This window comes from Streptomyces sp. NPDC056160 (assembly GCF_042268205.1).
In the GTDB taxonomy this organism is placed as follows: Bacteria; Actinomycetota; Actinomycetes; order Streptomycetales; family Streptomycetaceae; genus Streptomyces.
Map to the genome: position 1 here is coordinate 1 of NZ_JBHJUW010000014.1, position 21,602 is coordinate 21,602.

The 21,602-nt window shown below is 73.9% G+C and carries 17 protein-coding genes and 1 tRNA gene; 9 read left to right on the forward strand and 9 right to left on the reverse strand.

Translation table 11 applies throughout. The annotated features are described in order from the left end of the window. Positions 1 to 98 precede the first annotated feature (98 nt). On the reverse strand, positions 99 to 563 hold the full coding sequence (locus ACFC02_RS07480) for a GatB/YqeY domain-containing protein (protein WP_360971199.1): 465 nt from the start codon (positions 561 to 563) through the stop codon (positions 99 to 101). A gap of 130 nt (positions 564 to 693) precedes the next feature. Beyond that, entirely contained in the window at positions 694 to 1,620 is a 927-nt protein-coding gene (locus ACFC02_RS07485; protein WP_376353530.1) for a metallophosphoesterase, read from the reverse strand. Positions 1,621 to 1,868: 248 nt separating this feature from the next. Here ACFC02_RS07485 and ACFC02_RS07490 point away from each other — a divergent pair, with 248 nt between their 5' ends. Both ACFC02_RS07490 and ACFC02_RS07495 read left to right on the forward strand, forming a co-directional pair. Then, entirely contained in the window at positions 1,869 to 2,681 is an 813-nt protein-coding gene (locus ACFC02_RS07490) for a Pr6Pr family membrane protein (protein ID WP_376353532.1), read from the forward strand. 33 nt (positions 2,682 to 2,714) lie between these two features. Continuing rightward, positions 2,715 to 2,788, forward strand: a tRNA-Pro gene (locus ACFC02_RS07495). An 87-nt stretch (positions 2,789 to 2,875) separates the two neighbouring features. On the opposite strand, the gene ACFC02_RS07500 is transcribed toward ACFC02_RS07495, so the two are convergent. The 4 genes from ACFC02_RS07500 to ACFC02_RS07515 form a co-directional block, all read right to left on the reverse strand. Further along, positions 2,876 to 4,423: a sensor histidine kinase gene (locus ACFC02_RS07500; protein WP_376353535.1), complete on the reverse strand. Its 1,548-nt coding sequence runs from the start codon at positions 4,421 to 4,423 to the stop codon at positions 2,876 to 2,878. Next, the gene (locus tag ACFC02_RS07505; protein ID WP_376353538.1) at positions 4,420 to 5,160 is read right to left on the reverse strand and encodes a response regulator transcription factor; all 741 of its coding nucleotides are present in this window, start codon (positions 5,158 to 5,160) and stop codon (positions 4,420 to 4,422) included. Before ACFC02_RS07505 ends, ACFC02_RS07500 begins: the two co-directional genes overlap by 4 nt. 162 nt (positions 5,161 to 5,322) lie before the next feature. After that, the gene (locus tag ACFC02_RS07510) at positions 5,323 to 6,825 is read right to left on the reverse strand and encodes a streptophobe family protein (RefSeq protein ID WP_376353541.1); all 1,503 of its coding nucleotides are present in this window, start codon (positions 6,823 to 6,825) and stop codon (positions 5,323 to 5,325) included. An 83-nt stretch (positions 6,826 to 6,908) separates the two neighbouring features. Beyond that, entirely contained in the window at positions 6,909 to 9,191 is a 2,283-nt protein-coding gene (locus ACFC02_RS07515) for an MMPL family transporter (protein ID WP_376353543.1), read from the reverse strand. 292 nt (positions 9,192 to 9,483) lie between these two features. On the opposite strand from ACFC02_RS07515, the gene ACFC02_RS07520 reads away from it, so the two are divergent. From ACFC02_RS07520 to ACFC02_RS07540, 5 genes are all read left to right on the forward strand, one after another. Further along, complete coding sequence (locus ACFC02_RS07520) at positions 9,484 to 9,720, forward strand: hypothetical protein (protein WP_376353546.1); 237 nt, start codon at positions 9,484 to 9,486, stop codon at positions 9,718 to 9,720. Between the two features lie 149 nt (positions 9,721 to 9,869). Next, complete coding sequence (locus tag ACFC02_RS07525; RefSeq protein ID WP_376353548.1) at positions 9,870 to 11,483, forward strand: LCP family protein; 1,614 nt, start codon at positions 9,870 to 9,872, stop codon at positions 11,481 to 11,483. 199 nt (positions 11,484 to 11,682) lie between these two features. Continuing rightward, positions 11,683 to 11,856: a hypothetical protein gene (locus tag ACFC02_RS07530; RefSeq protein ID WP_376353551.1), complete on the forward strand. Its 174-nt coding sequence runs from the start codon at positions 11,683 to 11,685 to the stop codon at positions 11,854 to 11,856. A gap of 118 nt (positions 11,857 to 11,974) precedes the next feature. After that, positions 11,975 to 13,969 (forward strand): ABC transporter ATP-binding protein, encoded by a 1,995-nt coding sequence (locus tag ACFC02_RS07535; RefSeq protein ID WP_376353553.1) that lies wholly within the window; start codon positions 11,975 to 11,977, stop codon positions 13,967 to 13,969. Continuing rightward, positions 13,966 to 14,883: a serine/threonine-protein kinase gene (locus tag ACFC02_RS07540; protein ID WP_376353555.1), complete on the forward strand. Its 918-nt coding sequence runs from the start codon at positions 13,966 to 13,968 to the stop codon at positions 14,881 to 14,883. The genes ACFC02_RS07535 and ACFC02_RS07540 overlap by 4 nt, the downstream gene beginning before the upstream one ends. 53 nt (positions 14,884 to 14,936) lie before the next feature. On the opposite strand, the gene ACFC02_RS07545 is transcribed toward ACFC02_RS07540, so the two are convergent. Both ACFC02_RS07545 and ACFC02_RS07550 read right to left on the reverse strand, forming a co-directional pair. Further along, on the reverse strand, positions 14,937 to 15,731 hold the full coding sequence (locus ACFC02_RS07545) for a hypothetical protein (RefSeq protein ID WP_376353558.1): 795 nt from the start codon (positions 15,729 to 15,731) through the stop codon (positions 14,937 to 14,939). Continuing rightward, positions 15,721 to 16,308 (reverse strand): RNA polymerase sigma factor, encoded by a 588-nt coding sequence (locus tag ACFC02_RS07550; RefSeq protein WP_376353561.1) that lies wholly within the window; start codon positions 16,306 to 16,308, stop codon positions 15,721 to 15,723. The genes ACFC02_RS07545 and ACFC02_RS07550 overlap by 11 nt, the downstream gene beginning before the upstream one ends. A gap of 181 nt (positions 16,309 to 16,489) precedes the next feature. On the opposite strand from ACFC02_RS07550, the gene ACFC02_RS07555 reads away from it, so the two are divergent. Further along, positions 16,490 to 18,472, forward strand: coding sequence for an NAD-binding protein (locus tag ACFC02_RS07555; protein ID WP_376353563.1), 1,983 nt, complete (start codon positions 16,490 to 16,492; stop codon positions 18,470 to 18,472). Between the two features lie 186 nt (positions 18,473 to 18,658). Here ACFC02_RS07555 and ACFC02_RS07560 read toward each other — a convergent pair whose 3' ends face one another. Then, positions 18,659 to 20,605 carry a prolyl oligopeptidase family serine peptidase gene (locus ACFC02_RS07560; RefSeq protein ID WP_376353565.1) on the reverse strand — a complete coding sequence of 649 codons (1,947 nt, stop codon included), beginning with the start codon at positions 20,603 to 20,605 and terminating at the stop codon, positions 18,659 to 18,661. A 153-nt stretch (positions 20,606 to 20,758) separates the two neighbouring features. On the opposite strand from ACFC02_RS07560, the gene ACFC02_RS07565 reads away from it, so the two are divergent. After that, on the forward strand, positions 20,759 to 21,595 hold the full coding sequence (locus ACFC02_RS07565; protein WP_376353568.1) for an SURF1 family protein: 837 nt from the start codon (positions 20,759 to 20,761) through the stop codon (positions 21,593 to 21,595). Positions 21,596 to 21,602: the final 7 nt, after the last annotated feature.

The following is a 21,602-nucleotide window of genomic DNA, read 5'->3' on the forward strand; positions in this document are numbered from 1 at the left end:
TCCGGGCGCCCGGGGCCCGCCGGGCCGCCCTTCTTCTGTACCGATCGGACGTGACCCAGGGCCCCAGCCCGGGCCTGACCGCCCCTGACCCGGCCGGTTCAGCCGGCCAGCAGCTTCTTGACCACGGCGGCGACGCGTCCGCCCTCGGCCTGCCCCGCGACCTTCGGGTTCACGATCTTCATGACCGCGCCCATGGCCCGCGGCCCCTCCGCACCGGCCGCCTTGGCCTCCTCGACCGCCTGGGCGACGATCGTGTGCAGCTCGTCGTCGGACAGCTGCTTGGGCAGGTACGCGGCGAGCACCTCGCCCTCCGCCTTCTCCCGCTCGGCCGACTCCGTACGACCGCCCTGCGCGAAGGCCTCGGCCGCCTCACGACGCTTCTTGGCCTCCTTGGTGATCACCTTGAGGACCTCGTCGTCGGACAGCTCGCGCTTCTCCTTGCCCGCGACCTCTTCCTTGGTGATCGCGGCGAGCGTCAGCCGGAGCGTCGCGGAGCGCAGCTCGTCGCGCTCCTTGATGGCGGCGTTGAGGTCGTCGTGCAGCTTCGACTTGAGCGTGGTCATGGACTTGATTGTCGCAGGTACGACGACCCCGCCGCGCGCTCATTTACGGGCCCCGGGGTGCTGAAGGCGCCCCTCTCCGTCCCCTCCGCCCGCTCAGCCCTCTCCGTCCCCTCCGCTCCCTCCGTTCTCCTCAGTCCATGCCCACCAGCGTCAGCAGCGTCGCCTCCGGGGGGCAGGCGAAGCGGACCGGCGTGTAGCGGTTGGTGCCGCAGCCCGCCGAGACGTGCAGGTAGGACGTGTGGCCCCCGGACGTGTGGGTGGACAGGCCCTTGACCCGGTCGGTGTCCAGGTCGCAGTTGGTGACCAGGGCACCGTAGAAGGGGATGCAGACCTGGCCGCCATGGGTGTGGCCGGCCAGGATCAAGGGGTAGGCGTCGGCCGCGAAGGCGTCCAGTGCGCGCAGGTACGGGGCGTGCACGACGCCCATGGAGAAGTCCGCCTCGCTGGACGGGCCGCCGGCCACGCGCGCGTAGCGGTCCCGCTTGATGTGGGGATCGTCCAGGCCGGTCAGCTCGACCGAGACGCCCTCGACCTTCAGGGTGCCGCGGGTGTTCGTGAGATTGAGCCAGCCCGCCGCGTCGAACCCGTCGCGCAGGTCCTCCCACGGGTTGTGGAGGGCGCCGACCACGGGCGCGTTGCCGTTGAGGCCATGGCGACCGCTCGCCTTCTCCAGCAGGTAGCGGGCCGGGTTGCGTGGCTTGGGGCCGTAGTAGTCGTTGGAGCCGAAGACGTAGGCGCCCGGGAACTCCATCAGCGGGCCGAGCGCGTCCAGGACCTCCGGCACACCCTCCGGGTCGGAGAGGTTGTCACCCGTGTTGATCACGAAGTCCGGGCGCAGGCCGGCGAGCGAGCGCAGCCAGCGCTGCTTCTTGCGCTGGCCGCCGACCATGTGGATGTCGGAGACCTGCAGGAGACGCAGGGGGCGCATGCCGGAGGGCAGTACCGGGACCGTCACCCGCCGCAGGCGGAAGGAGCGGGCTTCGAACCCGGCCGAGTAGAGGAGACCGGCGGTCGCGACCGCCGTGATGCCCAGGGGAACTCCGTATCGCGCGCGCATGTGTCCATCGTCTCAAAACCGTGCCCTGCTGCGGAAATCAGCCGCTGCGACGAGAACCGGCGAGCCGGCCGTGGCACCGGCTCGCCCGTCATCCGTCGCCGGTCGCCCTCAGCCCCTGCGGCCTGCTGATCGCCCGGAGCGGGCGGAGGCCCAGGCGACACGTCCCGGCGGGGCCGGGGGTCCGCGGCCCGTAACCCACACAGCCCACCCAAATCGCCCGTCATGCCCTCGCTTCCTACCGTGAGGGCATGACCGCCCCGATACCTCCGGTCCCCCCGACGCCCCCGATCCCGAGGGACATACCGGGCCTCCCCGCGATCCCGGGCATCTCCGCACTGGCACCCTCCGTCGTCCCCGCGACCGCCGTGGTGACTCCCGTACGGCGCCCGTGGGCGGCGGCGTACCGCCTCCTGGTCGCCCTGACGGCAGCGGCGGCGGTGTCCGCCGAAATGACCATCGGCTCGCCGCTCCACGTCCTGAGCCACTTCGCCGTCCAGGCCGCCCTCGTGCTCGCCCTGGTCCTCACCCTCTCGGCCCGCCGCGCCTGGGCGGCCCGCCGCCCCGCCCCCGCGGCCCTGACCGGAGCGGCCGTGCTCTACGTCACCATGGGCGCCCTGGTCTACCACCTGCTCCTGTCCGAGGCGTCACCGCCGTACTCGATCACGGACGCCCCCGCCACCCACCCGCTCTGGCAGTCGGCGGCCGGCTTCCTCCTGCACACGGCCGTTCCGGTCGCCGCCCTCCTGGACTGGCTCCTGCTGACCGCCCCGGCCCGCCTCCACCTGCGCCAGGCAGCTCCCTGGCTGCTCTACCCCCTGGCCTACCTGGCCTTCTCCCTGACCCGCGGCGCACTGCTCCCCACAGGCACGGCACACCGCTACCTGTACGCCTTCCTGGACGTCGGCCGGCACAGCTACAAACACGTCCTGGGCAACGCCCTCCTCCTGGGCCTCTCCTGCTACGCCCTCGCCCTCCTCCTCGTAGTCGTGGACCACGCCCGCCCCAACCCGGTCCGCCGCCGCACCAAAACCGGATTTCGCCTCAGGCCGCCGGTGGGCTAAAGTAAACGTCGTCGCCGCGACAAGCAGTGACATCGGGGTGTAGCGCAGCTTGGCAGCGCGCTTCGTTCGGGACGAAGAGGTCGTGGGTTCAAATCCCGCCACCCCGACAGTTGAAACAGCAGGTGAGGCGCCTACAGATTTCTGTAGGCGCCTTTCCTGTTTCTGTGTGCGTGTCTCTCCGCGTGACCGGTGTTTCACTCCTGCTTGAGGGCGGGAGCCTGCGGAAGCGGGAGCAGTACGCGGAACGTGCAGCCTTCGCCGGGGGCGGTGTGGAGGTCGACGCGGCCGCCGTGTGCCGCGACCAGGCCGTGGGCTATGGCCAGGCCGAGGCCGGAGCCGCCGCCGGTGGCGCGGGTGCGGGAGCCGTCGGCCCGGTAGAAGCGGTCGAAGACACGGGCCCGTTCCGCAGGGGTCAGGCCGGGGCCCTGGTCGGCCACCTCCAGGACGGCGTCCGCGTCGGTGGTGCCGACACCGATGCGGACGGGTGTGCCGGCCGGGGTGTGGGCGACGGCGTTGCCGACGAGGTTGGTGACGACCTGCCGCAGGCGTGCCTCGTCGGCCACGGCCGGGGCGGTGGCGGGCTTGCCGCCGGCGGGGCCGGTGAGGGTGACGGGGCGTGTGCTGTCCAGGGCGCGTACGTCGTGCAGCGCGTCGGCGGCGAGGGTGCGCAGGTCCATGGGGGCGAGGTCGAGGGGGAACGCCGGGTTTCCGTGGGAATCGGCCGGGTGCCGGAGGGAGTCCTCGTCCAGGCGGGCCAGGAGCAGCATGTCCTCGACGAGCCGGGTGAGGCGTTCGGACTCCTCGGCGATCCGGGACATGGTCTGGTCTATGTCGCGGCGGGCGGGCAGGGCTCCCATGCGGTACAGGTCGGTGTAGCCCTTGATGCCGACGAGGGGGGTGCGCAGTTCGTGGCTCGCGTCGGCGAAGAAGCGCCGCATCCTCGACTCGGCGTCGGCACGGGCCCGGAAAGCGGTGTCGATCTGGGCGAGCATCTGGTTCAGGCAGGCGGTCAGGCGGCCCACCTCGGTGCGGGCGCCGGCGAGTTCGGGCACCCGGTGGGAGAAGTCCCCGCCGGCGATCCGCGTGGTGGTCTCCTCGATGCGGGTGAGAGGACGCAGGCCGGAGCGGACCGCGAACCATCCGGCCACCGTGAGCACGGCCACCAGCACGAGCCCGGCGGTCAGGGAGAGGGTCCGCGTCTTGGCGACGGTACGGTCGACCTCGTCCATCGAGGAGGCCACGACCACGCTGCCCGGGGCGGTGGCCCCCTCGCCCGCAAGGCCCTGAGCGGGCTGGGCCAGGGCGACGACCCGCCAGACACGGTCCCCGTCCCGCGCGGGAACCGTGAACGGGCGGCCCTCGTGGGCCAGTACGGCCCTGTGGTCCAGCACCGGCAGGTCGGGCCCGCCGCCGGGTGGGGCGGTACTGGAGTCGAACGCCCTTCGAGTGGCGCCGTGGTCGTCCACGAAGGTCAGGGTCGTGTCCCCGAGCAGGCTCGACGGCCGTGCCGCCCGGGTGCTCTCGTCGCCGGGCGGCGGACTCAGGCGGGCGGCGATCTGCGCCGTCAGGGCGAGCCGGTCGTCGACCCGGTCCTGGAGATAGCCGTGCAGCGCCGTGCTCACCACCACACCCGTCGCGACGAGCCCCACGGTGACGAGGGCGACGGACAGGCACAGCAGCCGGGTGCGCAGAGAGGTGCGGCGCAGAAGCCGGCCGGAGCGGAACGCAGGGCCCCGTTTCACGGCCGGGGCCCACGGATGACGTAGCCGATGCCGCGCACGGTGTGGATGAGTTTGGGTTCCCCGGTGTCCACCTTCCGTCGCAGGTAGCTGATGTAGGTGTCGACGATGCTCGGGTCGCCGCCGAAGTCGTAGTCCCACACGCTCTGCAGGATCTGTTCCTTGGTCGTGGTCCGCTCGGCGTTGGCCATCAGGAAGCGCAGCAGCCGGAACTCGGTCGGGGACAGCCGCACGGGGTGCCCGGCGCGGACGACGTGATGGCCCTCGGGCACGAGTTCCAGGTCGCCTACGACGAGCCGGGCCGGCTCCTCGCCCCTGGTGCGGCGCAGGACCGCGTTGATCCGCGCGATGAGTTCTTCCAGGTCGAACGGCTTGGTGACGTAGTCGTCGCCGCCGAGCCGTAGGCCGTTGAGGCGGTCCTGACGGGTCTCGCGCGCCGTGACGAACAGCACGGGCACGTCGCCGCCCTGCCCCGGCAGGGCCGACCGGGGCTGGGCGCGCAGGCGCCGGATCACCTCGAAACCGTCCATGTCCGGCAGCATGACGTCGAGCAGGACCAGGTCCGGGGGGCACCGGACGGCCAGGTCGAGGGCCTCGCTCCCGGTCGCCGCCGCGTCGACGTCGAAGCCGGCGTAGCGCAGCGCCGTACGCAGCAGTTCACGGACGGTGGGCTCGTCGTCCACGACGAGCAGGTGGTGCTTGCGTCCCGCCGGGCGGGACGCGGTTATCGGGGTGGCCATGTGCGGGGTGCTGCCTCACGGACGTGGAACTCGGTCCTGGGTGGTCCCGGTGGTCCCGGTGGTCCCGGTGGTCTTGGTCGTTCTGGTGGTCTTGGTCGTTCTGGTGGTTCTCGGGTCTCGGGTTCTCGGGGACGGGTGGTTTCTTCAGGAGATCACGCGTCCCTATGAGGCCGGGCCGGACCGCACCGGGCGGCCGGGCCGCCGCTCGCCGCCGGCCGGGTGGCCCCCTTTGCGCGCGGGCCCCGTCGCAGGGGCTCGGCGTGCGGCCCTGAGCGCGTGCAGCCGGCTGCCCGCGTACGACGCGCATCCGGCCAGCACGAATCCGGTGAGGCCGGAGAGCCGTACCGCCCCGTCGAGGCCCGCTGTCATACCGCCCATCTCGCTGCCCATCACACTGATGCCGATCCGCAGCGTTCCCTGGGCCAGCAGGCAGCACAGCATCCCCGAGACGGCGACCGCGACACCCGTCCGCAGGGCGAGTTCCAGGTGGCGGCCGAGCAGCGCGTCCGCCTCCTCGCGCAGCGAGCGGGCCGGTGTGCGGGCGGCGATCAGGTACCCGGCGAGCACCAGCAGGACCAGGAGCAGCGCCAGCCCGATCAGCCACACCGGCGCACCGGCGCCCGACCAGTCGCCCAGGGCGAGGGACCGGTCCTTGCCCGTGCCGCCGGTGCGGGCCCCGCCGCCGAGCATCCCGAGCAGTCCGCCCCCATCACCCTGCTCGCGCCGGACGGCCCCCTCCCAGGAGGCCCCCAGGCCGGAGGTGAGCAGGACGCACAGCAGGTTGGGGCCCGCCAGCAGCAGCACACCCGCCGCTTTGGCCGCCTGCTCCCGGCCCGTGAGCGCCGCCATCCCGGCCGGCACCGCCACGGCCAGGACGAGGCAGCACAGCACGGTGAGCACTCCGGTCAGCACCGAGGCGACGGGGTTCCACTTCAGCCGCAGCCGGCTCAGCGCCAGCGGGCGGGGCAGCGCGGTCCGCCGTGCCGCCACACAGCCGATCGCTAGGACGGCACCCACCCACAGCAGCCCGAGGAGCGTGGTCGCCACCAGGTCGGAGCGGAAGGTCACCGAGGAGAGCGCGCTCCCCGCGCCGCCACCGAGTCTCGCCAGGCCACCGCCGGAGCCTCCCTTGCCGAGCCTGCCCGCGATGCCTCCGGGCAGCCGGGCCGTGCCGTGCCCGAGGCCCGCGAGGACCGGCAGCAGCACCACTGCGGTCGCCAGCGCTCCGCCGGCCCGGGCCCACACCAGGGCCGGGGCCGGACGGGCGCGGCGGCGCAGGGGCCGGAAGAACCCCGTCGCCAGGACGGCCATGCCCAGGAACGTCAGCGTCAGCGGCAGCGCCCTTGCCTGCCCGCCGATGCCGATGCTCAGGCCGCCGCCCGAGGACCCGCCCAGGGCACCGAGCAGCCCGCCGGCCGCACCGTCACCCGACGGGGCGGCCGAGGAGGCCGACGACAGTTCGACCGCGCCGCCGACGGCCATGCTCATCACCGCGGGCACGAGCCGGGTCAGCGGCGCGACCGAACCGGCGCCCAGGGCCAGCAGTGCCGCCCAGGCGGTGGCAGCCGTCACCGCCGTCGCAGCCATGACGGCGAGGGCTCCTTCCAGGGCGTGGCGCCATCCTCCACCGGGTGGCGCGGCGCCGGGCTGGGGTGAGGAGGGCATGGCTGACTCCTTGGTAGGCGGTGTGCGGTGCGTGGTGCGTGGGGCGTGGTGCGTGGGTGTGAGCGGGGGCGGTCCGCACCGGGTCAGGTGCCGGAGGTGCCCCGGCCGGCTTCGGCTGCCTCGTCGGTCTCGGCGGCTTCGGCGGCCTCGGCGGCCGCGTCGACCTTGTCGGCCTGGGGGCGCTGTTCGTCGTAGGAGGGCTGCGGCACGGTCGGCGCCGTCCCGGTGCTCTGCAGCCGCTCGCCCTCCACGTCGAGGTCGGGCACGAGGCGGTCCAGCCATCGCGGCAGACGCCACGCGCGGTCACCGAGCAGGGCGAGCACGGCCGGTACCAGGGCCATCCGGACGACGAAGGCGTCGAAGAGCACCGCGACCGCGAGACCGAACCCGATGGTCCTGATCATCTGCTCGGCCGAGCCCATGAAGGCGGCGAACACCGAGATCATGATCGCGGCCGCCGCCGTGACGACCCGCGCGCTGTGCTCGAACCCGTCGGTGACCGCGTCCAGCGGCGACCTGCCGTGGACGTACGCCTCGCGCATCCGGGTCACCAGGAAGACCTCGTAGTCCATGGCCAGTCCGAAGACCACGCCGACCATGAAGATCGGCATCATCGACATCACCGGCCCGGGCTCGGCGACCCCGAAGACCCGCCCCAGCCAGCCCCACTGGAACACGGCGACGACCGCGCCCAGTCCGGCCAGGACCGACAGCAGGAAACCGAGCGCGGCCTTGAGCGGGACGAGCAGGGACCGGAAGACGACGATCAGCAGCAGGAACGCCAGAGCCACCACGAGGGCGAGGTAGGGCAGCAGGGCTCCGGACAGTTTCTGCGAGACGTCGGCGTTCATGGCAGTGGTGCCCCCGACCAGGATGCGGGCATCCGCGGTGCTCGCCAGTGCCGGGTCGCGCAGGGCGTGCAGCAGGCCGGTCGTCTCCTCGCTGCCGGGCGGGCTCGCCGGTACGACGCTGAGGACGGCGGTGTCCCCGGTCGTGCTCAGCCGGGGCCGTCCGACCGCGGCGACGTCGTTCCTGCCGCGCACCTGCCGGGCGGTCCTCTCGGCGGCCGCCTGGGCACCGCCGCCCCCGGCGGCGGGCTGGACGACCACCGTCAGCGGGCCGTTCCAGCCGGGGCCGAAACCGTCGGTGACCAGGTCGTAGGCCCGCCGCTGGGTCGTCGAGACCGGCTGGCTCGCGTCGCCGGGCAGCCCCATCCGGAGCGAGGCGACCGGCACGGCGACCGCGGCCAGCGCGGCCACGCCCGTCAGCAAAACGACGACCGGCCGGCGAACGACGAAACGGGCCCAGCGCACCCCCGCGCCGGCGCCTGCCGTACGGCCCTGCCGGCGCCGGACGCGCGCCGGACCGATGCGCCGGCCCGCGATGCCGAGCAGCGCCGGGACCAGGGTGAGTGCGACCAGCACCGCGAGCACGACCGTGCCGGCCGCGGCGAACCCCATCTGTGTGAGCAGGGGGATGTCCACCACCCGCAGCCCCGCCAGCGCGATCACGACGGTCGCCCCGGCGAAGACCACGGCCGACCCGGCGGTGCCCACGGCGTGCGCGGCAGCCTCCTGCGGACTCCTGCCCCGCACGAGTTCGGCACGGTGGCGGGAGACCACGAACAGCGCGTAGTCGATGCCCACGGCCAAGCCGATCATGGTGGCCAGCCCGGTGGTCGTCGTGCCCAGACCGAGCGGGCCGGAGAGCGCCTTGATCGCGCTCGCGCCGGTGGCGACGCCCAGCAGGGCCGTCAGCAGTGGCAGCCCCGCGGCCAGCAGCGACCCGAAGGTGAGCACCAGGACCACCGCGGCCACCCCGAGACCGAGTGCCTCGGAGGAGTGGCCGCCCTTCGACAGCGCCGAGACCGCGTTGCCTCCCGCCTCGACGGTCAGCCGCGGGGAACGGGCGTGTTCCACGGTCGCCAGCAGCGCCGACCGTGAGGACTCCTCCAGGTGCGGGGCGGAGACCTGATAGGTGACCTGGGTGTAGGCGGTCGAGCCGTCCCCGCTCACCGAACCGGTGGCGAACGGATCGGTGACCTGGCCCACCTGGGGGTCGTCACGGAGCGCGCGGACGGTCTCCTCCACGGTTCCCCTGACCTGAGGGTCGGTCACCTTGCCGTGCTCGGCCCTGAAGACCACGCGGGCCGACGCGCCGTCCGCGTTCAGCCCGGGGAAGCGCTCTTCCAGCAGGTCGTAGGCGCGCTGTGCCTCGGTGCCGGGCATGGAGAAGTCGTTCGGAGGTGCCGCGGGAGCCCGGGCGGCCAGCACACCGGCCAGCACCAGCAGTCCGGCCCACACCACCACCACGAACCAGCGTCTCCGGAAGGAGAACCGGCCCAGCTTGCAAAGGAACGAAGCCACGGAAACGACTCCAGATCAGGTCGGACTCATCGAGGAGCGACCGAGCCTGGCAGCCGTCACTGTCCGGTTCCGGAGAGATCCTGGGAGCTTTCGGAGAACGCCCCGGCTCCGGCCCCCGGGGACCCCGCCTCCGGCCCCCGGAGCCCCGTCTTCGATCTCTTGGGACCCCGTCTTCGATCTCCCGGGGCCCTGCCTCCGGCCTCCGGGACCCCGCCCCCGGTGCCAGGACCTCGCCCAGCCGCGCGAAGGCGGCGTCTTCCTACGCGGATTGCGCAATCCATAAACTGTCTTCATGGAGACAGTCGATATGACGGCGTGGGAGCCTGCGGTGCTCGACGGGGGTCCTGCGGACGGAATGCGGGTGGAGGTCGCCGGGCGGCCCCGGGTGGTGCAGGTGACCTATCCCTGCCGGGTGGAGGGCGAGCCGTCCGGCGTGCGGGTGGAGGGAGTCCATCTGTACCGGCGGGCGCACGACGGGGACGGCGGTGGCGGGCCGGTGCGGTACGGGTTCGATGTGGCCAGTCCCTGAGCCGGGGGGGGGGCCGAGGGGGTGAGCGGCCGGCATGCAGGTACGCGTGGCGGTCACCTCCTCACTCATTGCTGGGTTGCGCAATCTTGCAACCTTGAGGACCGTTCGTACGTCTCCTCTGTATGAGTCGGACGCAGGAACGCGCACGGATGGCCACTCCCACCAGCGACCCGTCATCCCGGCGCGGCAGAGGCGGCAGGAGCCGCGGCACCCGTGCGGGGCGGCGGCGCGGGCGGGGGCCGTTGCGGACCGTGCTGATGGTCGCCCTGGCGGTCACCGTGCTCGGCACGGCCGGGCTGGGCTGGATCTACCTGAAACTGAACGGCGGCATCAGCACGTTCGACGGGGACGGCCTGTCCAGGGACCGTCCGCAGGCCGGTTCCTCCAAGGGGGAGAACGTCCTGGTGATCGGGTCGGACGCGCGCAACGACGGCAACAGCGCGCTGGGCGGTGGCAGCAAGGACGACATCGGCCGGTCCGACACCGCCTTCCTGCTGCACGTCTACGCCGACCACCGGCACGCCATCGCGGTGTCGATCCCGCGGGACACCCTGGTCACCGTGCCGCCGTGCAGACTGCCCGACGGCTCGTGGAGCAAGGCGCAGGAGCACACCATGTTCAACGCCGCCTTCTCCGTCGGGCAGACGGAGAAGGGGAACCCGGCCTGCACCCAGAACACGGTGGAGAAGCTCACCGGGCTGCGGGTCGATCACACCGTCGTCGTCGACTTCAAGGGGTTCGCGTCGCTGACGGACGTGGTCGGCGGAGTGCCGGTGTGCCTCCCGCAGGACATCTACCAGGGCGACCTCGACCCGCACCGCGCCACCAAGGGTGCCGTGATCTTCCGCAAGGGGCAGCAGACCGTCTCCGGGCAGAAGGCGCTCGACTACGTCCGCATACGCCACGGCATGGGCGACGGCTCCGACATCGGCCGCATCAAGCGTCAGCAGGCGTTCGTCTCCAGTCTGCTGAAGAAGATCAAGAGCGACGGGTTCTCCCCCACCAAGCTGCTGCCGCTCGCCACCGCCGCCACCCGGTCCATGACCGTCGACCCGGGGCTGGGGTCGGCCGCCAAGCTGGTCTCCTTCGCGATGTCGTTGCAGGACATCGACCTGCACAACACCAAGTTCGTGACCGTGCCCTGGCGTTACCAGGGCGCCCGGGTCGCGGTCGTCGAGCCGGACGCCTCCGACCTGTGGGCCGCGCTGAAGGCCGACCGCACGATCGACGGCAAGGACGCCCGTGGCGACGGCAAGGGAGCCGGGGACGGCGGCAAGGGAGCCGGGGAAGGGGTTGCCGCTCTTCCGTCCTCGGCCGGTACCGGTCCCTCCTCGGTCGGTGCCGGCTCGTCCGCTTCCGCCGGGGGCGTCTCCGGCGCCGGTATCGACGTCGCCGTCCTCAACGGCACCAGCACCCGCGGCCTCGCCGCCGAGGCCGCCGCCGAGCTCACGCGGCACGGCTTCACGGTCACCGCCACCGGCAACGCGCTCAGCAGGCAGCACACCACCACGGTCGTCGAGTACGGGGCCGGGCTGCGGAGCCGGGCCGAGACGGTCGCGCGGCTCTTCCCGGGGGCCGAGCTGCGTCCCGGCGGCGGCACGGGCGTCGAGGTGGTCGTGGGCTCCTCCTACGCGGCGTCGGAGGCGGCCGGACCCTCCACCCCGGCGGCGCCGCCCGGCACCGTCCCCGACTCGCTGGCCCACGGGGCCCGTTCCGCGGACGACGACCTGTGCTCCGACCTGTCGTACGGGGACGGCGGCTGACGGCGGCTGAGCTGCTGACGGCTGCTGACGGCGGCTGAGCTGCTGACGGCGGCTGAGCTGCTGACGGCTGCTGACGGCGGACACGCTCACGGACGCGGCCACGTCCGCGGAGATTTTTCCGGGCAGAACCATCCCTCCTGCCCTCCGTCACGTACCCAGTGGGTCAGTACGAGTCCAGACGGAGAGCAGGAGGCATGCCATGGCGATCTTCAAGGATCTCTTCCCTGCCGGCAGCCGCGACCACGGCGGGCACGGCGACCACGGCGACCACGGCGACCACGGGCACGGTGAGGGCCGCGGGCACGACGAGACCTCGATGGGCGGCCGCCGTCGTTCGCGCGACGAGGACCACGGCTTTGGCCGCCACGGCTGACACCGGACCGGCAGGGCCGGGCGGAGCGGCTCCCCGGGACGCCGCTCCGCCCGGCCGGCCCTGTCCACCCGGTCCGCCCCGATCTCGCGGGCGGCCCGCGCTGCGGCGGCTGCTGTCGGTGGGCCGCGGGACGACCGGCGAGGCAGGCGGCGGGGCAGACGGCGCGTCGGGCGGCGAGGCGGACGGCGCGTCGGGCGGCGAGGCCGTCGTCGCCGCCGCTCCCCCGCTGAGCCCGCGTGCGGTCTTCCGGCGTTTCTGGCCCTACACCCGCGGGCGGCGCGGCCGGCTCGTCCCCCTGGCGCTGTTCAGCCTGGCCTGGCCGCTCGTCGACGCCGGCGAACTGTGGCTGTTCAAGCTCCTGGTGGACGACGTGCTCGTCCCCCGGAACCTGACCCCCTTCCTCTGGATCGCCCCGGCCTGCCTGGGACTCGTCGTCGTCTCCGGGGTCCTGGGGTTCACCGACGACATGATGTCCGCGTACACCAGCGAGAGCTTCCTGCTGGCGCTGCGCTCCGACGTCTTCCGGCACGTCCAGGGACTGTCGCTCGGGTTCTTCGAGCGGCGGCGGCTCGGGGACGTGCTGTCACGGATCACGGGGGACGTGGACGCCGTCGAGACGTTCCTGCTGTCGGGCGTGGCCGACGTCCTCTCGTACGTCCTCCAACTGGGCGTCTTCCTGGGAGTCCTGTTCTACCTGCGCTGGGACCTCACACTGCTCGCGCTCGTCATCGTGCCACTGTTCTGGGGCTCCGCGCGGCACTTCTCACGGCTGGTCAAGGCGGCGTCCAGGGAGCGCAGGCGCCGCGGCGGCTCGCTCACGGCGGTCGCCGAGGAGTCGCTGGGCAACGTGGCCCTCGTGCAGGCGTACAACCGGCAGGCCTGGGAGGCACGCCGCTTCGAACGCGAGAGCCTCGGCACCTTCCACGCCGCCATGGCCTCGACCCGGATCCGGGCCCTGTACCGGCCGCTCGTGGAACTGATCGAGATGTGCGGGGCGCTCGCCGTCATGGGCTTCGGCACCTGGAAACTGACCCAGGGCCAGCTCACCCTGGGCGGCCTCCTGGTCTTCCTGGCCCTGATCGGCAAGCTCTACGGCCCGGTGCGCGACCTGTCCCGCCTCGGCACCACCTTCTACGCCGCCTCCGCCTCCGCCGAACGCATCGTCGAACTGCTCGACCAGCGCCCCCAGGCCACCGAGGCGCCCCACGCCCGCCGGCTCGGCCGGGCACGCGGTGAGATCGAGTTCGACGCAGTGAGCTTCCGCTACCCGGCGGCCGGCCCGAGCGGCGACACCACATCGGGCCGCGCGGGTCCCCCGGGACGCGAAGGCCCCCCGGGACGCGAAGGCCGCTCGGGACGCGAAGGCCGCCCGGGACGCGAGGGCACCCCGTCCAGTCCCGCGGCCCCCTGGGCGCTCACCGACGTGTCCTTCCGCGTCCGGCCCGGCGAGACCCTGGCCCTGGTCGGCGCCAGCGGGGCCGGGAAGTCCACCGTGGCCAAGCTCCAGCTGCGCTTCTACGACCCCGACCTGGGCGCCGTACGCCTGGACGGCACCGACCTGCGGGACCTGGCCCTGGCCGACCTGCGCGAGAGTGTCGCGGTGGTCCTCCAGGAGACCCTCGTCCTGCACGGCACCGTGCGGGAGAACATCGCCTACGGCCGGCCCGGCGCCACCGAGTCCGAGATCGTCGCGGCGGCACGGGCGGCGGACGCCGACGAGTTCATCCGGCGGCTCCCGCAGGGGTACGACACCACGGTCGGCCAGCGCGGCCGGACGCTCTCGGGCGGCCAGCGCCAGCGTCTGGCGATCGCCCGCGCGATGATCAGGGACGCGCCCGTGCTGCTCCTGGACGAGCCCACCACCGGCCTCGACGCCGGATCCGGCCGCAGGATCATGGCCCCGCTGCGCCGCCTCATGTCGGGCCGGACGACCGTCGTCATCTCGCACAACCTGCTCACCGTCGCCGACGCCTCCCGGATCGTGGTGCTCGACCGCGGCCGGATCGCCGAGTGCGGCACCCACGACGAACTCCTCGCGCACGGCGGCGCGTACGCCCGGCTGCACCGGCTGCACGCCATGGCCGCTCCCTCCCCGGGGGCCGTGCTGTCATGAGCCATCCCCCGGCGGGCCCCGTGCTGACCCCGGGCACCCGGCCGGTGCCCGGCTTCCGCGTGCTCGGGCACCTGGCCCGAACCGGATGGCTGGACGTGTACGACGCCTGGAGCGAGGAACGCGCCTGCCGGTGCGTCCTCAAGGTGCTGCGCCCCGACCGCCGTGCCGAGCAGGCGGCGGCCGAACGGCTGCTGCGGGAGGGCCGCTGGCTGTGCGGCTTCACACATCCGCACCTGGTCCGCGGGTACGAGGTCCGCACGGCACCGCAGCCGCTGGTCGTCCTGGAGACACTGACCGGGGAGACGCTGTCCCGTCTCGTCCACCGGCTGCGGCGGCGGCCGGCCGCCGCCGACGTGGCGCTCCTGGGGGTGCAGCTGTGCTCCGCGGTCCACTACCTGCACGGCCGCGGCCTGCTGCACCTCGATCTCAAGCCGTCCAACGTCGTCGTGGACCACGGCTGCGCGAAAGTGCTCGACCTCAGCGTGGCCCGGCCGCCCGGTCCCGCCCCTCCCGGGGTGGGCACCTTCTCCTACCTCGCGCCGGAGCAGGCACGCGGGGGATCGTTGACGGCCGCGGCGGACGTGTGGGGCATCGGCGTCACCCTGTACGAGACGGCCTGCGGCGACGTGCCCTTCGACCGCGGGGTGACCGTGCACAGCGGCAGCGGCGGCCGGGACGGCGACGGTGGCATTGGCATTGGCATTGGCATTGGCGGCGGCGGGGAGGGCCGGGGCTGGTATCCGCAGTTGGAGGCCGAGGCACCTCCGGTCTCGGCGCGGCGGCGCCTGCCTCGCGCGCTCGCCGCCGCCGTCGACGGCTGTCTGCGCCAGGACCCGGCGGCACGGCCCACGGTCCCCGAGCTGGCGGCGGCGCTGCGCGCGCTCCCTGAAGTGAGCGGGACCGGCTGCCGCTGACCAGTCGCTGCCGCGCCCGGCCGGGGGTCAGTCGCTGCCGCGTCCGGCCGGGGTCAGCCGGAGTCCGCCGAGGCGGTGGTGAAGTGGGTGCTCGCCAGCACCGTCCCGTCGGCGGACGTCAGCCGGGCCCCGGCGAGCGCCGAGCCGTCCATGGGCGGCGCCGGCGCCCCCCACGCGCCCTTGCCGTCGTACAGGTCGAACGTGCCGACCCGGACGCCGCTGCCGTCCTGGCGCACCAGCACGCAGGAGACCTTGCCGGTGTACGCGGCACCGGCCGCGGTGAGGTCGACGGTCATGTAGACCCAGCCGGGGGAGCCCGCGTGGGCGTACACCTCACCGGCCGGGCGTCCGGACACCGGACGGACGGAGGTCAGCCCGCCCCACAGCAGGCCAGTCTCCCGGCCCGTGCCGGACGGAGCGGGGCCCGCCAGCGCGGACTCGACCGCCGTGCCGACCGACCAGCCGCCGAACCCCACGGCGAGGACGAACGCCGTGGCGGCGGCGACGATCCGCGGCCGGGTCCCGCGGCCCCGCAGCCCGGCCGCACGCGCACGCGCGCGTCCCAGGTGTCCCTCATGCCCCTCCCGCCCTTCGCGTCCCTCCCGCATCTGCGCGCCCCGGGTCAGCGCCTGCGCCACCCGGGCCTCGAACCCGACCGGTGGCTCGCTGCACGGGAGCAGCCCGATCAGCCGGTCGCCGACCTGGGTCAGCTGCCGGACGTGCTCCCGGCAGTCCGCGCACCCCTCCAGATGCGCCACGGCGCCGGCCCGCTCGCGGCCCGGCAGCACGCCAAGCGCCAGCTCGGCGCCGAAATCGCGCAGCTTCTCGCAGGTCACGTCACTGCTCATGGTCGCCTCGCAGGTCGGATTCGAGCGTGGTCCGCAGCTTCCCCATCGCCGCCCGGATCCGTGTCTTGGCGGTGCCCAGCGGGATCCCCTCCCGGTCTGCGATCTGCTGGGCGGTCATGCCGTAGATGCCCGCCATCACCAGGGCCCGGCCCTGTGCGGGCGGCAGCTCCGCCACCGCCGCCCGCAGCCGGGCCGACGCCTCGTCCGCCAGCGCGTGCCGCTCCGGGGTGTCGCTGACGGCGTCCAGGACCGCGTCGAGGTCCTCGGGCGCCACCGGTTCGGGGCGCCGGGCGCGGACGGCGTCGATGGCGAGGTTGTGGGCGATGGCGGTCAGCCAGGTGGTGACCGAACCGCGCCGCGAGTCGTAGATCTGCGCGTGGTGCCACGCCCGTTCGAAGGTCTGCTGGGCGATGTCCTCGGCCAGTTGCGGATCACCGGTGACGGCGATGGCGACGCCGTAGACCCGGTGCTGGAACCGCCGCACGAAGCTGACGGCGAGTTCCGGGTCACCGGTGGCCAGCCCGGAGAGCAGAGCCTCGTCCGGGAGACGCCCCACAGGGAACCGGAACCTTGGCATATCCGTACATACGGCCTGTCCGTGGCGAGGGATTGCCGACCGCGCGCGACCCCTCTGTCCGATTCTTCCGGATTCCCCCGGAGATCGAGCCGCTGGAACCACCTGCCCCCGTAGGGCAGTCTTTCCCCTCGTGGGGAGCGTTCCGTATCAAGGTGGTGCGCCGGGCGGCACGGGGGCGCACATGGTGGTGTGCGGTGACGACGGGCTCGCGCACCGTCTGGCCGCCGAGCTGCGCGGTGTGTACGGCGAGCAGGTCACGCTGGTCGTCCCGGCCTCCGAGCGCGCGGTACGGCCGCCGGTGGTGGGCCGTGCGCGGTCCGCCTCGGCGCTGCTGGACCGGGTGGTGAGTGCCGCCGTGGGCCGGACCGGCGGGAACGGCGGGAACGCTCACGCGGGCGCCGGTCCCGGCGGCGGGGGCGGCAGTGGCGCCGGCGGCGGGACCGGTGGTGGTGCGGACCGGGTGGTGGAGGCGGCCGAGCCGACCGAGGCCGTGCTCCTGGACGCGGGGGTGGAGCGGGCGACCGCGCTGGCTCTCGTGTACGACGACGACGAGACCAACATCCGGGCCGCGCTCACCGTCCGGCGACTCAACCCGAGACTGCGGCTCGTCCTGCGCCTGTACAACCGGCGGCTCGGGCAGCACATCGAGGAACTCCTGGACCAGGCAGCAGCGTTGGCGACCGGCGACAGCGACGCCCCGCTCGCCGGCGACGCGTCCACGACCGTGCTGTCGGACGCCGACACGGCCGCGCCCGCGCTGGCCGCCGCTGCGGTCATCGGCACCAGCAAGGTCGTGCAGACCGAGGGACTGCTGCTGCACGCCGTCGAACGGCCGCCGCCCGCGCCGGGGCAGGTCGCCGACCCCGGGCTGTGCACGCTGGCCCTGCTGTCGGCGACCAGCAGCGATCCGGCCGGTGCCGACGGGTCCGAGGCCAGCGGGGAGCAGCGGCCCCGGCTGCTGCCGGACGCGGCGGCGGTACGGGAGGCCACCGGCCGCGGCACGGTGGTGCTGGAGCAGGTGTCGTACGCCGCCGGGCCTCCCCTGCCGTCCGGGCGCGGGGTCGGTGTCGTCCCGCCGCTCACGTCGTTGTTCTCGCGGCGCCTGCGGTGGTCGGTGGCGGGTCTCGTGGCGTGCGTGTTCGCGCTCGCGGTGGCGTTGTGGCTGGTCACGGGGGTACGCCCGCTGGGCGCGCTGTATCTGACGCTGCTCGACCTGTTCGCCATCGACGACCCGGCGATCGGGCAGACGGTGGGACGGCAGGTGCTCCAACTGCTGTCCGGCCTTGTGGGGCTGCTGCTGCTGCCGGTGCTGCTCGCCGCGGTGCTGGAGGCGTTGGGGACCTTCCGGTCGGGGTCCGCGCTGCGCAGGCCGCCACGCGGGCTCGGCGGGCACGTGGTGCTCCTCGGGCTGGGCAAGGTCGGCACGCGGGTGCTGACGCGGCTGCGGGAACTCCAGGTCCCCGTGGTGTGCGTGGAGTCGGATCCGGAGGCGCGGGGGCTGGCGACGGCGCGGCGGCTGCGGGTGCCGGTGGTGCTCGGTGACGTCACGCAGGAGGGCGTGCTGGAGGCCGCGAAGATCCACCGCGCGCACGCGCTGCTCGCGGTGACGAGCGCGGACACGACGAACCTGGAGGCCGTCCTGTACGCGCGCTCGGTGCGGCCCGACCTGCGGGTGGTGCTGCGGCTGTACGACGACGACTTCGCGACGGCGGTCTACCGGACGCTGCGGGCCGCGCATCCGCGGGCGCGGACGCGCAGCCGGAGCGTGACGCACCTGGCGGCCCCCGCGTTCGCCGGGGCGATGTTCGGGCGGCAGATCCTGGGGGCCGTCCCGGTGGAGCGGCGGGTACTGCTGTTCGCGTCCGTGGACGTCGGCGGGCATCCGCAGCTGGAGGGCAGGACGGTCGCGGAGGCGTTCCGGGCGGGGTACTGGCGGGTGCTGGCGCTGGAGGCGGGCGCGCCGGGCGGGGCCGGGGAGCGGCGCGAGCCCGCCGCACAGGATGCGGCGGAGGTCACGGAGCCCCTGCCGGGGCGGGCGGCCGGGCCGCGGTGGAACCTGCCCGACACGTACGTCCTGCGGAAGGAGGACCGGGTCGTCCTGGCGGCGACCCGGCGCGGACTCGCGGAGCTGCTGGGGCGGCGCGGGCGGGAGGGCGCGGTGTAGGAGGCCACGGCCGTGACTCCCGCACCGCCTCCCACCGGAGGCTCGCGGCCACCCGCTCAGCCCCCCACCGGAGACCCCGTGACCTCCCGCACCGCCTCCCACCGGAGACCCGTGGCCACCCGCACCGCCCCCGCCGGAGACCCGTGGCCACCCGCACCGCCCCTCTCCTCCCGGAGGCCGGGGCGGCTACTTCGGCAGATGACGTTCGGCGAAGTCCAGTTCGAGCCGGACCTGTTTGATGCGCTCGTCGACCACCAGCGAGCCGTGGCCGGCGTCGTAGCGGTAGACCTCGTGGACGGCATCGCGGGACGCGAGGCGCTTGACGTAGTTGTCGATCTGGCGGATGGGGCAGCGGGGGTCGTTGACCCCGGCGGAGATGTGGACGGGGGCCCTGACCTGGTCCACGTAGGTGAGCGGGGAGGAGGCCTCGAAGCGCTCGGGGACCTCTTCCGGGGTGCCGCCCAGCAAGGTGCGGTCCATGGCCTTCAGGGCCTCCATCTCGTCGTGGTACGCCGTGACGTAGTCGGCGACCGGAACCGCCGCGATGCCCAGGGTCCACGCGTCCGGCTGGGTGCCGACGCCCAGGAGGGTGAGGTAGCCGCCCCAGGAGCCGCCGGTGAGGATCAGCCGGTCCGGGTCGGCGAGGCCCGAGGTGATCGCCCACTGGCGGACCGCGGCGATGTCCTCCAGCTCGATCAGGCCGACCCGGTGCTTCAGGGCGTCCGTCCAGGCCCGGCCGTAGCCCGTGGAGCCGCGGTAGTTGACGCGGACCACCGCGTAGCCGTGGTCGACCCAGGCGGCCGGGCCGGCGGCGAAGGAGTCGCTGTCGTGCCAGGTGGGGCCGCCGTGGATGTCGAAGACCGTGGGGAGCGGACCGGTGGCGCCCGCCGGTTTCTGCACGAGGGCGTGGATGCGGCCGCCGGGGCCCTCCACCCAGACGTCCTCCACCGGGACCGAGCCGGGGGACTTCATGCCGGGCGGGTCGAGGACCACCCGGCCGTTCGTCGACCGGACCGCCGAGGGCTCGGCCGCCGACGACCACAGGTACTCCACGCTGCCGTCGGGGCGGGCCGACGCCCCCGAGACCGTGCCCGGCGGGGTGGGGATCCTGGTCAGCTCGCGGGTGGCCGGGTCGTAGCGGAACAGCTCGCTGCGGGCCTCGAAGCTGTGGGCGACGAGCAGGCCGCCGCCGTCCGGGTACCACTCGGCGCTCACGTCGCCGGGCAGGTCGAGGGCCAGGTCGGTCTCCTCGCCCGTCGCCACGTCCCAGACCAGCGGCTCCCAGCGGCCCCTGCGCTGGTGGCCGATGAGCAGCCGGGTGTCCCCGTCGACCGGGGCGAAGCCCAGCACTTCGAGGCCCAGCTCGACGGTGCCGCCCTTGGTGTCGTCCAGTTCGGCGACCGCCGTGCCGTCCGGGCGCAGCACGCGCAGCGCCGAGTGCATCGCGTCGCCGTGCTCGGTGTGCTCGATCGCGATGAGGCCGCCGTCGTGGGAGAGGTCGCCGACGCCCGCCGACTCGCGGTGGCGGTAGATCTCCGCCGGGGCCTCGCCCGAGCCCACGCGCGCGAGGTGGATCGTCGTGCCGTCCTCGTCCGTGGAGCGGCCGACGACCGCCGTACGCCCGTCCCGGCCGAGTGCCAGGTCGGCCGGGTAGGAGGGGTCCAGGCCCGGTACGGCGGCCTCGTCGGGGCCGCCGTCGAACGGCTGGCGGCGCCAGATGCCGAACTCGTCGCCGTCCTTGTCGTCGAACCACCAGATCCACGCGCCGTCCGGGGAGAGCACGCCGTCCGTGGTGCCGTTCGGCCGGTCGGTGGCCTGGCGCTGGGCGCCGCTCGCCCGGTCCCAGGCGTACAGCTCGTACGTCCCCGTCGCGTTCGACACGAACAGGGAGCGGTCCGGTGCGTCCTGCGCCCAGTCGGGCAGGGACACCCGGGGCGCCCGGAAGCGCTTCTCCCAGTCCGGCAGCCCCGGCCTCCTGGACGCGCCCGGACTCCCCGGCGTACCCGCTGCCACCGCTGCCCCCTGTTCCGGGCCCTGTTCCGGCCCCTGCGCCTTTGCCGCGTCCTCGGTCCGCCCCTGCCGGCTCCGCCCGCTCTGCCGGGCCTGCGCCCCGGGCCCGTTGCTCTCAGTCATGGCCCCATAGTGCCTGGCCCGACCGACAACGCACCGCCAGGTTCCCCAGCCTGTGGAAAACATTCGACGCGCCCCCCTCTCGGTCCCCACCCGCCTGTGGAAAACTCTGACCCCGCGGCCTGCCGCGCCGGGCGGGCACCGTACGGTTGAGCCGTGTACCGGTTTCTTCTGACGCCCCGCTGGTGGGGCATCAACGTGTTCGTGCTGCTCGCGATCCCGTTCTGCGTCTTCATGGGGTCGTGGCAGCTGAGCCGGTTCGACGCGCGCGTGGAGGACCACCGCGCCCTCACGGAGCAGTCCGCCACCGCCCGTACGGAGGCGCCGCGCCCGCTGGCGGGGCTGCTCCCCGTCGACAAGCGGACCTCGGGCATGCGGGCCACCGCGACCGGCCGGTACGGCAAGCAGCTGCTGGTCCCGGACCGCGTGCTGGACGGCAGGAGCGGGTACTACGTCCTGACGCTGCTGCGCACCGACTCCGGCAAGGCGCTGCCCGTCGTCCGCGGCTGGCTGCCGGGGGACGCGGACGCGGCGAAGGCCCCCGCGCCGCCCACCGGCGAGGTCACCGTCACCGGGGCGCTCCAGGCCTCCGAGTCACCCGGTGACAACGGGGCGGGTGCGCAGGGCGGCCTGCCGGCCGGGCAGACCGGGGCGATCAGCGCGGCCTCGCTGGTCAACCTCGTGCCGTACGACGTGTACGACGCGTGGGTCACGCTCGACAAGGCCGACTCCGGGATGAAGGCGGTGCCCGCGAAGGCGCCCGAGGGCAGCGGGCTGGACCTGAAGGCGTTCCAGAACCTCGGGTACACCGGTGAGTGGTTCGTCTTCGCCGGGTTCGTGGTCTTCATGTGGTTCCGGCTGGTCCGGCGCGAGGTGGAGACCGCACGCGACGCCGCGCTGGGCCTGGCGCCCGAGGACTCCGGGGCTCCTGAGGACCCGCGGGGTCCCGGCGGGCCCGGCGGATCCCCGGAAGAGCACACCGCCACGGTCTGACCCGCCG

Excerpts from the sequence above, each read along its gene's own strand:
- ACFC02_RS07480 (WP_360971199.1), bottom strand. The coding sequence starts at position 563 with ATGACCACGCTCAAGTCGAAGCTGCACGACGACCTCAACGCCGCCATC.
- ACFC02_RS07485 (WP_376353530.1), bottom strand. The coding sequence starts at position 1,620 with ATGCGCGCGCGATACGGAGTTCCCCTGGGCATCACGGCGGTCGCGACC.
- ACFC02_RS07490 (WP_376353532.1), top strand. The coding sequence starts at position 1,869 with ATGACCGCCCCGATACCTCCGGTCCCCCCGACGCCCCCGATCCCGAGG.
- ACFC02_RS07505 (WP_376353538.1), bottom strand. The coding sequence starts at position 5,160 with ATGGCCACCCCGATAACCGCGTCCCGCCCGGCGGGACGCAAGCACCAC.
- ACFC02_RS07510 (WP_376353541.1), bottom strand. The coding sequence starts at position 6,825 with ATGCCCTCCTCACCCCAGCCCGGCGCCGCGCCACCCGGTGGAGGATGG.
- ACFC02_RS07520 (WP_376353546.1), top strand. The coding sequence starts at position 9,484 with ATGGAGACAGTCGATATGACGGCGTGGGAGCCTGCGGTGCTCGACGGG.
- ACFC02_RS07525 (WP_376353548.1), top strand. The coding sequence starts at position 9,870 with ATGGCCACTCCCACCAGCGACCCGTCATCCCGGCGCGGCAGAGGCGGC.
- ACFC02_RS07530 (WP_376353551.1), top strand. The coding sequence starts at position 11,683 with ATGGCGATCTTCAAGGATCTCTTCCCTGCCGGCAGCCGCGACCACGGC.
- ACFC02_RS07540 (WP_376353555.1), top strand. The coding sequence starts at position 13,966 with ATGAGCCATCCCCCGGCGGGCCCCGTGCTGACCCCGGGCACCCGGCCG.
- ACFC02_RS07545 (WP_376353558.1), bottom strand. The coding sequence starts at position 15,731 with ATGAGCAGTGACGTGACCTGCGAGAAGCTGCGCGATTTCGGCGCCGAG.
- ACFC02_RS07550 (WP_376353561.1), bottom strand. The coding sequence starts at position 16,308 with ATGCCAAGGTTCCGGTTCCCTGTGGGGCGTCTCCCGGACGAGGCTCTG.
- ACFC02_RS07555 (WP_376353563.1), top strand. The coding sequence starts at position 16,490 with ATGGTGGTGTGCGGTGACGACGGGCTCGCGCACCGTCTGGCCGCCGAG.
- ACFC02_RS07560 (WP_376353565.1), bottom strand. The coding sequence starts at position 20,605 with ATGACTGAGAGCAACGGGCCCGGGGCGCAGGCCCGGCAGAGCGGGCGG.